Origin of the sequence: Oenococcus sicerae, from assembly GCF_004102045.2 — a bacterium.
Taxonomy (GTDB): Bacteria; Bacillota; Bacilli; order Lactobacillales; family Lactobacillaceae; genus Oenococcus; species Oenococcus sicerae.
Map to the genome: position 1 here is coordinate 1,269,970 of NZ_CP029684.2, position 16,194 is coordinate 1,286,163.

A 16,194-nucleotide genomic window follows, 5' to 3' on the forward strand; every position below is an offset into this window, starting at 1 on the left:
CTCTGATCTGCATTATAATCTTTCTTCAAAAAGTTACTTCAGATCACCATGTTAATACCCATCAAAATCATTAAAATAGCCATAACAGGTCTAAGAAGGGCAGTTATTTTCTTTGGATCAAAATGCGCAATGATTCTTGGTGTAATGGCTGCGCCTACTAAAGCACCGATCATGATCCAAGAACCGGCAGACCAATCAATGTTGCCTTGTGCTACGTGAAGGATCAGACCCACGATTGAAGTCATGATCAAGATATAAGAGGAGGTCGCGGCAGCTTGCGGCATATTCAGACCCATTAATAAAAGTCCAGCAACCATCGGCGCACCGCCGCTCATGCCGGCGATACCGACCATCAGCCCGCTGAGGGCACCAAATAAATAGGCGGCATTTTCCGGTAAATGATGTTGTGCTTTATTTTTTCGGAATGTTTTGCTGAGGATCTGCAAACCTAAAAAGACAAATATAACTAGAATGGTCCATTTGTAGACGATTTCTGGAATATATTTAGCGATCAAACTGCCAAAGACAAGCGTCGGAAGTGCTGAAAAAATCATTTTATTTCCGTATCTGATTTTCACATATCCCGTATGCCAATAGCTTAGACAGCCGATGATCAGCGAAGGTAAGGAGACGTATAACGAAGTAGCAGCCGCATTGACCGCCGACAAGCCAACGATCGAAGTCAAAATGCCTAGATAAAACGCACCACCGCCACCACCGATCGAAATGACCAAGCTGCCAACCAAAAAACCGAGAATCACGAGAATATATAACTGCATAGGTTGAATCCTTCCTTCTAGAAACTAGTTAGCGTTTTTAAATACAAGTTTAATCATAGGCTAACTGCCTTTTCATCAGCTTTTTTAATACTGGCGCGCAGCAAAAAAGGTGCGATCAGTGTACAAGCGAAAATAGCAGCGATGACTGCAGAATAGCGGTTAGCAGATAATAAATGATCTTGAAAACTAATTTGAGCCAGGATCAAAGCCATTTCACCGCGCGATACCATACCGAACCCAATTGTTAAAGCAGACTGGTTTGAAAATCCGAATGATTTGGCAGCCAAACCGGCGCCGATTGTTTTGGATAAAATACCAGCAGCTGTCAAGACTAAAAATAAGGCAAAATCATCAATGATTCCTTTGAAAGTCAAATCTAAACCGATGCTGACAAAAAAGACAGGAATAAACAGACCGTAACCGATCGGCTTGATGCCATCGATGATGCGTTTTTTGTAAGATGTTTGTCCGATTGCAATACCCGCAAAAAAAGCACCGATCACATCACTTAAGCCCATCAATGCAGCTAAATAGCTTAAGCCAAAGCAGAGAATCAAGGCCATTAGAATTTCCGAAACTTGAATCTGAAAAATCTCGCTCCATTTCATTAATTTCGCTACGAGCCATTTTATCGCAATGAACAACAACAGGAAAAAGGCCAGTTGCAGCAGTAATGTTAAGACTAGATTGCTTGAAGTGCTGCTATTGCTGATAAAACTCAACAAGATGACCGATAAAATATCGTCTGCAACTGCTGCTCCTAAAATTGTTGTACCTTCTCGACTGTTAAGCTTTTTCATCTCTTTTAAAACTTCGACCGTGATCGAGACGGAAGTAGCTGCAAAGATAATAGCCAAAAAAAGACTTTCTTGTATTGTGAAATTAAAACTGATACCGATCACATAAAAACTCGCTAAGGGCAGCAGCATACCAGCTATCGCAACTAAAAGGCTAGGCTTGAAAAAGCGCCACAATAAATGCAGATCACTTTCCAAGCCAGCCATAAACATTAAGATGACGACACCAATTTCGGCAAAGTTTTTAATCAAATCGTTCGGCTGGATCCAATTTAATAGTGCTGGTCCTAAGACAATACCGGCAATCAGCTGACCCACGACAACTGGCAGATTAAATTTAACGCTCAACTGCCCGGCTAACGTAGTGATTAATAAAATCAAACATAAAATAGCTAAGAATTTCACTGTTTTCCCCGATCATTTTGATCAAAAAAACTGCCCGCCATCAAGAATCCCTGATAACCCAAACAGGAATCGATTCTTGAAAGCAGCAGCTTCAACCAAAAAATATTTAATAATCTATAAGGTTATTCTAGCATCTTGCTATTTTAATCTTCCTTTTATGTGACCTTTATTTTCCTTTAATCTGGTAATTGAATAATGATAACTGTTCCAAAGGTTAAGAGCAGACTTGATCCTTTGGAACACTCTCCCAAAAATAAAATATTCTTTCCAATCCCAAATTAAAAACGCTTCATAAAATAATTCAATCCCAAAAAAATTCAATCCCAAAACGTCTTATCCCTAAAAATGAGACGTTTTTTTGTGTTTTAATTTTCTTATGGCTATTCTGAATACTCAACAAATTGTTGTTAACAAGATCAGAGATGTCGTTCTTTTAACTCATGATGTCAACATCAATGATTTTTATCGTCTGCGTTTTGATGATTTGCTGAAGATATCTGGGTTGGATGAAAAAGAATTGATCAGGGTTTTAATGATTTTTCAAGAACAGGGACTTTTGGATTTTCACAGCCAAGTTGATAGTGCAGGCCGAATGATTCATGATGAATACGTTTTGAATACATTTAGATTGATGAATGCAAAAAGATTTTTAAGTGTTCGCGACTAGTCATTTGTGCTTGTTGTCATCCACATGGTTTGGGTCAGCCCGTTTTTGTCTGCTACTTATCTAGAAAAACTTATATGTTAGAATTGTTCGAGATGTTTCTGGAGGCCAGCATGGATCTAAAAGTAATTGCAAGCGATATGGATGGCACTTTTTTAAGTGATGATAAATTGTATAACATTGATCGATTTTACGAGCAGCTTATTGAAATGCGCCGTCGCCATATCAGATTCGTAGCAGCTTCTGGCAATAAAATTTCCCATCTGCGAACTATTTTTCAACCCATTTTAGATAAAGGGCTTGAAATAAGCTACGTTGCCTCGAATGGTGCAGCATCTTATGATGGTGATCAGTTGGTTCATGCATCTTTTTTGTCTGATGAACAATTGCAAAAAGTGATTGATTGGAATGCTGAAAATCCTGATTCTGATGATAATTTTGTTATTTTAACGGGTTTGAACAAGTCTTTTGTCTCTAATCACGCGACAACGGAAGTGATCGATATTATTTCTGAGTGGTATCACAATATTGAACAAGTTGATAAATTAATGGCAGCCGATGAAAAGATTCTTGAAGTAACTTTTTTGTGGAAACATGCAGATGTTGCCAAACAAGTCAAGCGTTTGCGCCAAGTTTTTGGTGATGAGGTTCACTCAACAGGATCAGGATTTGGTAATGTAGATGTTTTAGCTGCCAACACCAATAAAGCTACGGGTTTAAAGTTTTTACAGAACCGCTGGCAAGTCGCAGATGATCAGGTTGTTGCCTTTGGTGATAACGAAAACGACTTGGAAATGTTAAAAAAATATCCGGCTGGCTATGTCATGAGCAATGCCGCTGCTTCGATACAGAAAAAAATTAATTTGAAAACAGCTTTGGACAACAATCACGATGGTGTCTTGGATATGATTGATAAATTTTTAAGTAAAGCCTGATTAAGCTTGAATTTGGTAGAAAAACAGCAGCCCTGAAATGAGCATCATCATTGAATAAATAGGCAGACGATATTTTTGGCGCAGAGTCAGTTTGGCCAAAAATATCCAAGTTAGCAGGATTAAAAGTGCATTGATCCAAAAAAAATGAGTCATTCCTTTCATCGATAGATTGATAATCAAGGCGAGTCCGAAAATCAAGCCAGTGCTTGTTTCCAAGGGACCTGATGCGATGAAGATCGGTGCTAAGAAAAAAGCAAAAATAAGCGTGATCGTAATTAATAGTGTGGACGAATTTTGCGTTAGACCGCCGTTTTTAAAATAAAAAAGAATTGATGGCATAACAGCTCCAGACATAAAAGCGCTAGCGATGAGGCCGAAAAAAGATTTTAGCCCCAGGACGGCAAAATTCGTAATGAAAATTAAAACTGGAAAAAGCAGCATCAGCAGGGCTATTTTCCAGTCGGCTCTGCTTAAGCTGATGCTCGTCAAGACCGAGACCATGATCGCTAACAAACTCCAATAATGAGTAATTAGTTTATTAAAAGTGAGAAAAAATCCAGCGGCTAAGCTTAGCGTATATAGTAAAAGTAATAAATTAGTTGAATCATCGAGCAGCATTTTTTTGTCTGTATCGTTGCTGCTTGTGATCAGCCACCAGATACAGTTGAAAGCTGCAGCTGTGATTGTAATTGAAAACAGAAAAAAAGCTGGACTGTTTGTCTTTTGAACTTTACGAGTTTCCATAGTCTGCAATTATAAATGATTTTAGTTACAATTTATATTAACAATTGCAGTTTAAAACCTATTCAGAGTGTAGTGAGGGATACCACCCGATGATCTACCGGCTACCTGCTTTTTGCAAGGTGCCCCAGTGGTAAGCGATGGGTCTAAACAGATCTTCCTTGGCCTGTTTTTGTTAGAAAGCGAAATTTGTTTATGAAAAAAATTTTTACGAGTGAATCAGTAGCGATCGGTCATCCCGATAAAGTTGCTGACCAGATCGCTGATGCGATATTAGATGAAGTCTTAAAACAAGACCCATTAGCTAGAAGTGCGATCGAAGTCACAGTTTCGACTGGCGATGTTTCTATCTTTGGTGAATTGTCAACAAAAGCTTATGTAAACGTCCGTAAAATCGCGACCAATACGATCAAAAATATTGGCTATGTTGAGCCCCAGCTTGGTTTTACTTATGATTCTGTCAACATAGAAAATAAAATCGTTGAACAGTCGCCGGAGATTTCGACAGCTGTTAATCAAGCTGATGATGATCCAGACCAAATCGGCGCTGGTGATCAAGGCATTATTTATGGTTATGCTGATAATGAGACGGATGATTATATTCCCTTAGCCTTGCAATTAGCTCATAAATTAATGAAACAATTGAAAACCGTTCGTGAATCTGCCGATTCGGCTAGCTATTTGCGTCCTGATGGTAAAGGCGAGGTCTCGATCGAGTATGGTGATGATGACAAACCCGAGAGAATTGCTGCAGTTGTTTTATCGGCTCAGCATATTGAAGGATTGGAATTGGAAGATTTGCGTGAACGAATCTCAAGAGACGTGATCGCCCCAGTATTGCCAACTGACTTAGTTGATGAAAATACAAAATTCTTCATCAACCCGTCTGGGCTATGGTCTTTAGGCGGTCCGCAAGCCGATTCCGGTTTAACCGGCAGAAAGATTATCGTTGATACCTATGGTGGCGCTGCTCATCATGGCGGCGGGGCTTTTTCTGGTAAAGATGCGACAAAAGTTGATCGCTCAGGTGCCTATTATGCCCGCTATGTGGCTAAAAATCTAGTTGCTGCCGGCGTGGCTGACAAATTGGAGATTCAAGTTGGTTATGCGATCGGTGTTGCACGGCCCGTTTCGATCAATGTTGATACTTTTGGCACAGAAACAGTATCACTGGACAAAATTGACGCAATCGTTGAACAATTATTTGACTTTCGTCCATTGGCGATCATTAATCAGCTGGATCTGCGTCGACCAATTTATTTGCAGACAGCTGCTTTTGGCCATTTTGGTCGATCTGATCTGGATCTTCCTTGGGAAAAATTGGATCAAGTTTCAAAAATCCAAGCGCTAATTGCCAATTAAGCTATAATAAAAACAATTAGTAGTAGTAGATCTTGAGATTTTCTCAGAAAGCCAACGTTTGCTGCAAGTTGGTAAATCGAATGATTGAACTCGGCTAAGGTTTTTAATTCATAGATCGAGTGCGCGCAAGCGAATTCAGGTGGTACCGCGGAAATCCGTCCTGTTCTTTTTTACAGGCGGATTTTTTTATTAATCTTTATTAAGGAGTCGTCAATGAGTTACGATCACAAGGGAATTGAAAGAAAATGGCAGCATTATTGGGATGAACATCAGACCTTTAAAACTGCTCCTGAGAGCTCCGGGCAGCCGAAGTATTATGTCATGAATATGTTTCCTTATCCGTCGGGACAAGGACTGCATGTTGGCCACCCGGAATCATACACAGCTACCGATATTATGGCGCGTTTTAAACGGATGAAAGGGTTTAATGTGTTACAACCGATGGGCTGGGATGCTTTCGGTCTGCCAGCTGAACAATATGCGATTAAAACTGGCCACAACCCGGCTGATTTTACAAATGAAAATATTAAACACTTCAAGGCGCAAATCAAATCGCTGGGCTTTTCGTATGACTGGAATCGTGAAATTAATACGACTGATCCAGAATATTACAAATGGACACAATGGATTTTTGAACAGCTTTATAAAAAAGGTCTTGCTTATGAAGACGAAATTATGGTTAATTGGGCACCGGATTTCCCTGGCGGCGGCATCGTCGTTTCCAACGAAGAGGTGATCGACGGCAAAACGGAACGTGGTGATTATCCTGTTTATCGTGTGCCGATGAAACAATGGGTCTTACGGATCACGAAATATGCTGATAGACTGCTCGAAGACTTAGATGACTTGGACTGGCCTGAAGCGATCAAAGAACAGCAGCGAAATTGGATCGGCCGATCAACAGGTGCCTCAGTATTTTTTAACGTTGATCAAAAATCCAACACACGAATCGAAGTCTATACGACTCGACCAGACACACTTTTCGGTGCGACTTATATGGTTTTGGCACCGGAACACGAATTAGTCGACCAGATTACAACAGACGAGCAGCAAAGCGAAGTGGCAGCCTATAAAGCCAAAATTGCTTCTAAATCTGATTTAGAACGGACTGATCTGAACAAAAACAAAACTGGTGCTTTTACGGGTGCTTATGGTATTAACCCGATCAATGGTGAAAAAATACCGATCTGGATTGCCGATTATGTTTTAGCCAGCTATGGTACCGGCGCAATCATGGCTGTGCCAGCACATGATGGTCGTGATTTTGAATTCGCTAAGAAATTTGATTTACCGATAAAGGCAGTTATTGCCGGCGGCGATATTTCACAAGAAGCCTATACAGGCGATGGCACACATATCAATTCGGGTTTTCTGGATGGTTTGAACAAACAAGATGCGATCGATGAAGCTGTTGCTTGGCTTGAAGAACATAAGGCAGGCCATAAACAGGTTAATTACAAATTGCGTGACTGGATTTTTTCCCGTCAGCGTTATTGGGGCGAACCGATTCCTGTGATTCATTGGGAAGATGGGACACAGACCTTGGTACCTGAAGATCAGCTGCCTTTGCGTCTGCCGCATTTGAACCAAGAACAGATGAAACCATCCGGGACTGGCGAGTCACCGTTAGCTAACGCTGGTGACTGGTTGAATGTGACAGGCAAAGATGGACTGAAAGGCCGTCGCGAGACGAACACGATGCCGCAATGGGCAGGGTCGTCTTGGTATTTTCTGCGCTATATCGATCCGCATAATAGTAAAGTGTTAGCTGATCCGGAAAAATTGAAATATTGGATGAATGTTGATCTTTACGTTGGCGGTGCTGAACATGCTGTTTTGCATTTATTGTATGCACGCTTCTGGCACAAATTTCTCTATGATTTAGGCGTTGTGCCAACGAAAGAACCCTTCCAAAAGTTGGTTAACCAGGGGATGATCTTGGGCGAAAATCATGAAAAAATGTCCAAGTCCAAAGGCAACGTTGTTAATCCTGATGATATCGTGAGCGCTTTTGGGGCTGACAGCTTGCGTGTCTATGAGATGTTCATGGGACCTTTGACACAATCCAAGCCTTGGAACACAGATAGCTTAGCTGGCATTCGGCGCTATCTTGATCGTGTTTGGCGAATTTTCACGGATGATGGAGACGGTCTTAATCCGGCAATCGTCAATGAAAATGACGGTAGTTTGGACAAAGTCTATAACCAAACCGTGAAAAAGGTGACCGACGATTACGCTGCAATGCATTTTAATACAGCAATTTCTCAAATGATGGTGTTTATCAACGAAACTTTCAAAGCCAAAAAACTGCCCAGAAAATATATGAATGCCTTTTTGCAGCTGCTCAATCCGGTTGCACCGCATATCACAGAGGAGCTTTGGCAGAAAATGGGCCACGATAGTTCAATTACCTACACTGTTTGGCCAACTTACGATTCAAGTCAACTTGTGGAAGACCAAATTGAAATGGCTGTGCAGATCAATGGTAAAGTTCGAAGCAAATTAACAGCGTCAGTGCATATCTCGCGTGACGAATTAGCAAAACTGGCTGAGAATGATTTTGAAGTTCAAAAGTATATTGCTGGTAAAACAATTGTCAAATTAATTGCGATTCCCGGTAAAATCATCAATATCGTTGTGAAATGAGACGATGAAAAAGTTAAGTTATTTGGACTTAGCTTTTTTTATTTGGTGGATTTTTCATCAAAACGAACATTTTCAGAAATTTTGTAACAAATCTTTGATAAACGTTCGCATTAGCTTGATACTTGCGTTTAATTTTTTTGTAATTGTTTTCAGCTTTGCTTTCTGTCATAAAAGCTCACATCTTACTTGATTTTAAAAAGGAATAGCGCCTATAATAACGCAATTTTATTTTCGTTTAATTTTTGTATTTTTTGGATGAAATGAGAAGGGGAGGAGATAATAATTAATGGCAAAAAAGAAAAAATGGTCAACCGGTAAAAAAGCCGGTATTACAGCTTTAGCTGCAGTGATCGTTGTCGGTGGCATTGTAGGTGGTGTTTCACTGACTAGCAGCAAGAAAACATCTAACGTATTAAACGAATATCTGGGTGCAGATATGACGACGCAGGATCTATCACAAATGACTGATAGTTACGCGTTTGAAGTAGCGGGGAACGATCAGGAAGGGCTGCTTTCTCGTAAACCTAATGGTTCGCCCAAAGCTGGTTTAGCCAAGACTTGGTCACATTCAAAAGATGGTCTGACATGGACTTTTCATTTGCGTAGTGGCTTGAAATGGTCTAACGGCGACGCCTTAACAGCAGCTGACTTTGTTTATGGCTGGCAGCGGACAGTTAATCCAAAGACGGCTAGCCAGTATGCTTATATCTATTCGGGCATCAAAAATGCCGATGCGATCAATGCTGGCAAGAACAAAGATCTCAGTTCTTTGGGTATCAAAGCAGTCAACAAAACCACTTTGGTTGTGACGTTGGAACATCCAATGCCGCAGTTTGAAAACTTGATGGCTTTCCCAGTCTTCTTTGCTCAAGACAAAAAGTTTGAAACACCACTTGGCAAAAAAGTTGGTACGAGTGCAGCTAAACAAGTTTATAGCGGACCTTACAAGTTCGTTGGCTGGAATGGTTCCAACAAAAAGTTTAAGTTAGTCCCTAACAAAAACTATTGGAATGCTAAAAACGTTAAAAATGATGGTGTGAACTATCGTGTTATTACTGACCCGACGGCGAGTCTGGCTCTTTACAACAAAGGACAGCTGGATTCGGTCACATTATCCACACCTGAACAAATCAAAAAATATAAAAACTCTAAAAAACTCACAGTTGTGCCGCAGTCTGGAACCAACTACATCGAGTACAACCAGACTGGTAAAGTTGCTGGTCTTAAAAATATCAAGATCCGTGAAGCTTTGAATCTAGCAACTGATCGTAAAACGATTGCAAGTTCAATTTCTGAAGGACTCGATACAGCAGCGACTGGATTTACACCAGCCGGATTGGCCCTCACCTCAACGGGTGGCGACTTCGCTAAAGCAGCTGCCAAGGCTACGGCCTATAGTTACAGTATTGCCAAAGCTAAGAAACTGTTTGCGGAAGGTCTTAAAGAAGAAGGCTTGACTAAACTGACTTTGACCATTGAAGCGACTTCGGATTCTGCTGTTGCTAAGCCAACTCTCGATACGATCCAACAGTCATGGCAGCAGCTGCCAGGTTTGACAGTTAAAGAGAAACTTGTACCCTTCAAACAGCGTTTGCAAGATCAAGAAAATAGTAATTTCCAGGTTATGCTTGCTGCTTGGTACGCTGATTATGCCGAACCACAAACTTTCCTGAATCTATTTGTTACTGGAGGTCCTAACAACGATGGCAAGTGGACTAATAAGGCCTTTGATCAAACAATTACTGATGCGACGACAACGAATGCTTTGAATGCTAAAGCACGAACTGCTAATGAAGTTAAATCAGAGAAAATTTTGTATGATCAGTCGGCTATGAATCCGGTTTATTGGGTCAACTCAGCTGTTTTGTCCAATTCAAAAGTGAAGAACGTACATTTCTTCTCTTCAGGATCTAGTTATTATTACATGGACGCTTACCGGACATCTAAGTAAGTACGGCGCTTGGTCTTTCATCCATTCAGTAGTTAATGAAATTTGTTTTCGTTATTTGCTACTTGATTTTTGTTTCAAATAGCGCATATAATGGTGCAATTTTGTTTTCACTTTTTGGGTGAGAAATGAGATGCAATTCAAGGGAGAAAATTGATTTATGGCAAAAAAGAAAAAATGGTCAACCGGTAAAAAAGCCGGTATTACAGCTTTAGCTGCAGTGATCGTTGTCGGTGGCATTGTAGGTGCTACTCAGTTGTCTAGCAAACCTGCTACAAGCACAAATATTTTAAATGAGTATTTGCCAACTGATATGACGACTCAAGATTTGTCGCAGATGACAGATCAATATGCCTTTCAAGTCGCAGGCAATGTCCAGCAGGGACTGTTGTCAAGAAAGTCCAATGGTTCAGCATCAGCTGGTTTAGCCAAGACTTGGTCACATTCAAAAGATGGTCTGACATGGACTTTTCATTTGCGTAGTGGCTTGAAATGGTCTAACGGCGACGCCTTAACAGCAGCTGACTTTGTTTATGGCTGGCAGCGGACAGTTAATCCAAAGACGGCTAGCCAGTATGCTTATATCTATTCGGGCATCAAAAATGCCGATGCGATCAATGCTGGCAAGAACAAAGATCTCAGTTCTTTGGGTATCAAAGCAGTCAACAAAACCACTTTGGTTGTGACGTTGGAACATCCAATGCCGCAGTTTGAAAACTTGATGGCTTTCCCAGTCTTCTTTGCTCAAGACAAAAAGTTTGAAACACCACTTGGCAAAAAAGTTGGTACGAGTGCAGCTAAACAAGTTTATAGCGGACCTTACAAGTTCGTTGGCTGGAATGGTTCCAACAAAAAGTTTAAGTTAGTCCCTAACAAAAACTATTGGAATGCTAAAAACGTTAAAAATGATGGTGTGAACTTCCAAGTCATCACCGATGCAACAGCACCAGTTGCCTTGTTTAATAAAGGCCAGCTCGACCAAACAACTTTGGGTACACCAGAGCAGATCAAAAAGTATAAGAACTCTAAGGACCTAAAAATCAATAGTGGTTCTCGTACAGATTATATTGAATATAATCAGACTGGCCAAGTTAAGGCTTTGACCAATGCTAAGATCCGTGAAGCTTTGAATCTAGCAACTGACCGTAAGTCCATTTCTCAAGCTATTTCTGAAGGACTCGATACAGCAGCGACTGGTATGACGCCGTCTGGCTTGGCCCTCACCTCAACGGGTGGCGACTTCGCCAAAGCAGCTGCCAAGGCTACGGCCTATAGTTACAGTATTGCCAAAGCTAAGAAGCTGTTTGCGGAAGGTCTTAAAGAAGAAGGCTTGACTAAACTGACTTTGACAGTCGAAGCTTCTTCTGATTCATCGACAACTAAGCCAACTCTCGATACGATCCAACAGTCATGGCAGCAGCTGCCAGGTTTGACAGTTAAAGAAAAGTTCGTGCCTTTCAAACAGCGTTTGCAAGATGCGATCAATCATAACTTTGATGTTCTTTTAACTGCTTGGGGAGCTGATTATGCCGAACCACAAACTTTCCTGAATATGTTTGTGACAGATGGTCCTAACAACGATGGCAAGTGGACTAATAAGGCCTTTGATCAAACAATTACTGATGCGACGACAACGAATGCTTTGAATGCTAAAGCACGAACTGCTAATGAAGTTAAATCAGAGAAAATTTTGTATGATCAGTCGGCTGTTAACCCAATTGATTGGATGAATGCAGCTGTTCTTTCTAATCCTAAAGTGAAGGGTGTTCAGTATTTCTCTTCTGGCGCTCCTTACTATTATTGGAATGCTTATCGTACTAAGTAAGTTGATTTTCGGGGAAACTGCTATATCGGGTTTTCTCCTACATAATTCAAAAAGGGAAAAGGCATGGCTAAATATATTTTAAAAAGAATAGCAATGATGATTTTGACGATCTTCATTGTAACTGCGTTGACTTTCATCTTGATGCAGTGGATGCCGGGTTCACCATTTAACAACCCTAAGCTATCCGCTTCACAGATCGCGCTTTTAAATAAGCAGTATGGTTTGGATAAACCTGTGTGGCAGCAGTTCTTAAATTATTTAGTGAATGCGCTACATTTTAATTTTGGTACCTCTTATATCAACACTGGTCAAAGCGTTAGCTTAATGATCGGGCAGCGCTTGCCTGTTTCTATGCAGCTTGGCCTGCAGGCTCTGATTATTGGTGTTCCTTTGGGCATGTGGATCGGCACTTACCAAGCAATGCGCAAGAACACAGCTCGTGATTATTCTTTGAGTGTTCTAACATTGTTTTTTACAGCTTTACCAGATTTCCTACTAGCCATGCTGTTAATGCTTTTCTTTGCGATCGATATACCAATTTTCCCAATTACAGGTTGGGATTCTTGGATGTCTAGTGTACTGCCGACCTTAGCTTTGGGCATGGGCGTTATCGCTTTCGTTGCTCGTTTTAGTCGTTCGCAGACGATTGAGACCTTAAATTCTGATCAGATTCAGTTAGCCTACGCTAAAGGTTTAGATGAAGGTCAGGTAATTATGAAACACGCTGTCAGGAATTCCTTGATTCCAGTCCTGACTTTGCTTGGTCCCTTAACCGCTAATTTGCTGACTGGCTCAGCTTTAGTAGAATCGATTTTTTCAATACCAGGAATTGGAAACCAGTTTGTTTCTTCTATCTCTTCAAAAGACTTTCCAGTTATCATGGGTACGACGGTCGTATATACGGTTTTGCTGCAAGTGATGATCTTGTTAGGTGACATTGCAACGGCGATAGTGGATCCGAGAATTCGTTTGGGGGCAGACAACAATGACTGAAAATAAATTCGAAGTTGTTGGAATTGAGAACAGTTCTGATAACGAAAAAATTCAAAAACCGTCGTTAACTTTTTGGCAGGATGCTTGGCGCCGTTTGAAGCTCAACAAAGTGGCCGTTGTTTCCATGTGGTTTTTGATCGTAATCTCAGTTTTCACGATCATCATGGTACCTTTTTTAAGTCAAGATCAAGCCAACAAATTCAATCCAAATGAGATTTCAGTTTACAAGGATCTCCCACCAAAATCAGGTCTGCCGATTCCGGGCTGGGAAGGCAAGCATGCTGGTAGTGATGTATATGAAGAACAAGGCGTTCCTGCTAGCAAGAATTTTATTTTAGGTACTGATGATACCGGTCGCTCAGTCGCAAAAAGAGTGATTGTTGGTATTCGTATTTCATTGACGATCGCGCTAGTTGCCTCGCTAGGAGACTTGGTTATCGGTGTTGCCTATGGTGTTTATTCAGCTTGGAAGGGCGGCTGGATCGATATTATTCTGCAGCGTTTTATTGAAATTTTAAGTTCAATTCCATTTATTGTTATCGTAACGTTATTTACACTTTTGCTTGGCGCTGGTATCTGGTCGGTTATTATTTCGCTCATTTTAAGCGGCTGGACAAATATGGCTCGCCAAATTCGTGCTCAGACCCTGTCGGTTAAGGAACAGGACTATGTATTAGCGGCAACTGTTTTGGGTGAAAGTCCGATCAAGATCGCACTTAAGCATATTATTCCAAATATCAGTTCAACGATCATTGTTCAATTGATGATGACGATCCCTCAGTCAATTACTTCTGAAGCGATTTTATCAGCCCTTGGTTTAGGCGTTCAGCCGCCAACCTCATCCCTTGGTTCGATGATCAATGATGCCCGCAATGAATTGCAGTATTATCCTTATTTGATCTTCATTCCCGGAACGGTACTTGTTTTGATTTCGTTAGCATTTTATCTTTTTGGTGATGGTTTACGGGATGCATTTGATCCAAAGAGCAGTGGTCAAGGAGATTAAGATGTCTGAAAAACCAATATTACAAGTTCAAAATTTATCAGTGGAATTTCATACTTATGCTGGCACGATCAAAGCGATTCGCGACGTCTCTTTTGATTTAAATCAAGGTGAAACGTTGGCAATCGTTGGTGAGTCAGGCTCTGGCAAATCAGTGACGACGCATACTTTGATGGGTTTGAATGCCAGCAATGCTTCAATTTCAACTGGCCATATATTTTATAAAGGCAAGGATTTATTGAAGTTCAGCGAGGAGGAATTTGAGGAACTCCGCGGTGGCGAAGTGGCCATGATTTTTCAAGATCCGATGACTAGTCTTGATCCCACAATGAAGATCGGCAAACAAATCATGGAAGTGATTTTACTGCATGATGATGACGCTGATGATAAGTCAGCGGCTAGCCGAGCTCTGGAATTGATGAAACAAGTTGGCATTCCACAAGCCGAAGAACATTTTGATGATTATCCGCATGAATGGTCTGGCGGCATGCGTCAACGTGCGGTTATTGCAATTGCCTTGGCTGGCAATCCGGATATTTTAATCGCTGATGAACCAACTACGGCTTTAGATGTTACGATCCAAGCCCAGATTCTGCATCTGATGAAAAAGATTCAGACTGAAATTGATTCTTCGATTATTTTCATTACACATGACCTTGGTGTAGTGGCTGGCATGGCTGACAAAGTCGCTGTCATGTATGCGGGCCAAATTGTGGAATATGGGTCAACTGAAGAAATTTTCTATAATCCGCAACATCCTTATACTTGGGGCCTGTTGAATTCTATGCCGACAACTGATTTAGCGACAACTGAATTGGCTTCGATCCCTGGTACACCGCCGGATTTATTGAATTTACCGAAGGGTGATCCGTTTGCGCCGAGAAATCAGTATGCTTTGGATATTGATTATGAGGAACAACCACCATTTTTTCAGCTTAGTGCGACTCATTTTGCCGCTACTTGGCTTTTGGATAAACGTGCACCTAAAGTGACACCGCCTGCATCAATATTGAAACGTTGGCATCGTTGGAAACAGCTGGCTAGTCAAGGCGGTTTGCCAAAGATTTCCAAATATGGTGTAGCTGGACAGAACAAAACGGCTAAGGATACGGCATCCTTACGCACTGACGCTAAGTCGGCTGAAAAGGGGGATCTATGACTGCAAAGAAAATACTTGAAGTTAAGAACCTAAATCTCGCTTTTAATGCTGGCAAAGCCAATGAAGTCAAAGCCATCAGCAATGTGAGTTTTGATATATATGAAGGAGAGGTTTTCGGCCTAGTAGGTGAATCTGGTTCAGGCAAAACAACGATCGGCCGTACGATTTTAAAACTATATACACCTCAATCAGGCGAGATCACGTTTGAAGACCATAACGTTTTAAAGATGAGTGCCTCTGAATTAAAAACTTTTCGTAAAGATGCTCAGATGATTTTTCAAGATCCTCAGGCGAGTTTAAATGGTCGTATGAAGATCAAGGATATTATCGCTGAAGGAATCGATATTCATCATTTAGCCGCAGATAAGAACGATCGTGATGTGCAGGTTGAACGTTTATTGGAATTAGTTGGTTTGAATAAAGATCATTCTAGCCGTTATCCATATGAGTTTTCTGGTGGCCAAAGACAACGCATTGGTATTGCCCGAGCACTAGCTGTCCGACCAAAGTTTATCGTTGCTGATGAACCTATCTCGGCTTTGGATGTTTCGATTCAAGCTCAAGTTGTTAATTTGATGAAAAAACTACAAAAGCAGGAAAAGCTGACTTACTTGTTTATTGCACATGATCTATCTATGGTCAAATATATCTCTGACCGTATCGGCGTGATGCATTGGGGCAAAATTTTGGAGATCGGCACTTCTGATGAGGTTTATGGACATCCGATTCATCCATATACCAAAAGTCTTTTAAGCGCTATTCCGATTCCAGACCCAGAAGCAGAATTGGCACGTCAGCCGATCGACTATGATCCTTCGATCGAGACAGATGGCCAAAAACGCACAATGCACGAGATCCAGCCTGGTCATTTAGTTCTTTCTACCGATGAAGAAGCAGCGGAATTCATGAAGGGTTAACTGCTTTTTTTATTGCGCTT

The 16,194-nt window shown here is 41.0% G+C and carries 13 protein-coding genes; 10 read left to right on the forward strand and 3 right to left on the reverse strand.

Annotation, left to right across the window (positions count from 1 at the left end):
• Positions 1-38: 38 nt before the first annotated feature.
• Entirely contained in the window at positions 39-779 is a 741-nt protein-coding gene (locus tag DLJ48_RS06515; protein WP_128686677.1) for a sulfite exporter TauE/SafE family protein, read from the reverse strand.
• Between the two features lie 53 nt (positions 780-832).
• On the reverse strand, positions 833-1,981 hold the full coding sequence (locus DLJ48_RS06520; protein WP_128686678.1) for a cation:proton antiporter: 1,149 nt from the start codon (positions 1,979-1,981) through the stop codon (positions 833-835).
• Between the two features lie 376 nt (positions 1,982-2,357).
• On the opposite strand from DLJ48_RS06520, the gene DLJ48_RS06525 reads away from it, so the two are divergent.
• On the forward strand, positions 2,358-2,648 hold the full coding sequence (locus DLJ48_RS06525; protein WP_128686679.1) for a hypothetical protein: 291 nt from the start codon (positions 2,358-2,360) through the stop codon (positions 2,646-2,648).
• 110 nt (positions 2,649-2,758) lie between these two features.
• The gene (locus DLJ48_RS06530; protein WP_128686680.1) at positions 2,759-3,580 is read left to right on the forward strand and encodes an HAD-IIB family hydrolase; all 822 of its coding nucleotides are present in this window, start codon (positions 2,759-2,761) and stop codon (positions 3,578-3,580) included.
• Here the strand turns inward: DLJ48_RS06530 and DLJ48_RS06535 are convergent, their stop codons facing one another.
• A complete protein-coding gene (locus tag DLJ48_RS06535) occupies positions 3,581-4,324 on the reverse strand; it encodes a hypothetical protein (protein ID WP_128686681.1) in 744 nt (247 codons plus the stop codon).
• 192 nt (positions 4,325-4,516) lie between these two features.
• Between DLJ48_RS06535 and metK the strand changes: the two genes are divergently transcribed.
• From metK to DLJ48_RS06575, 8 genes are all read left to right on the forward strand, one after another.
• The gene (metK, locus tag DLJ48_RS06540) at positions 4,517-5,683 is read left to right on the forward strand and encodes a methionine adenosyltransferase (RefSeq protein ID WP_128686682.1); all 1,167 of its coding nucleotides are present in this window, start codon (positions 4,517-4,519) and stop codon (positions 5,681-5,683) included.
• A gap of 213 nt (positions 5,684-5,896) precedes the next feature.
• A complete protein-coding gene (gene leuS, locus DLJ48_RS06545; protein WP_128686683.1) occupies positions 5,897-8,329 on the forward strand; it encodes a leucine--tRNA ligase in 2,433 nt (810 codons plus the stop codon).
• Between the two features lie 286 nt (positions 8,330-8,615).
• Positions 8,616-10,280: a peptide ABC transporter substrate-binding protein gene (locus DLJ48_RS06550; RefSeq protein WP_128686684.1), complete on the forward strand. Its 1,665-nt coding sequence runs from the start codon at positions 8,616-8,618 to the stop codon at positions 10,278-10,280.
• Between the two features lie 157 nt (positions 10,281-10,437).
• Positions 10,438-12,102, forward strand: coding sequence for a peptide ABC transporter substrate-binding protein (locus DLJ48_RS06555; RefSeq protein WP_128686685.1), 1,665 nt, complete (start codon positions 10,438-10,440; stop codon positions 12,100-12,102).
• 63 nt (positions 12,103-12,165) lie between these two features.
• The gene (locus tag DLJ48_RS06560) at positions 12,166-13,095 is read left to right on the forward strand and encodes an ABC transporter permease (RefSeq protein ID WP_128686686.1); all 930 of its coding nucleotides are present in this window, start codon (positions 12,166-12,168) and stop codon (positions 13,093-13,095) included.
• Positions 13,088-14,101 (forward strand): ABC transporter permease, encoded by a 1,014-nt coding sequence (locus tag DLJ48_RS06565; RefSeq protein ID WP_128686687.1) that lies wholly within the window; start codon positions 13,088-13,090, stop codon positions 14,099-14,101. The genes DLJ48_RS06560 and DLJ48_RS06565 overlap by 8 nt, the downstream gene beginning before the upstream one ends.
• A gap of 1 nt (position 14,102) precedes the next feature.
• Positions 14,103-15,257 (forward strand): ABC transporter ATP-binding protein, encoded by a 1,155-nt coding sequence (locus DLJ48_RS06570; RefSeq protein WP_128686688.1) that lies wholly within the window; start codon positions 14,103-14,105, stop codon positions 15,255-15,257.
• The gene (locus DLJ48_RS06575; RefSeq protein ID WP_128686689.1) at positions 15,254-16,174 is read left to right on the forward strand and encodes an ABC transporter ATP-binding protein; all 921 of its coding nucleotides are present in this window, start codon (positions 15,254-15,256) and stop codon (positions 16,172-16,174) included. Before DLJ48_RS06570 ends, DLJ48_RS06575 begins: the two co-directional genes overlap by 4 nt.
• Positions 16,175-16,194: the final 20 nt, after the last annotated feature.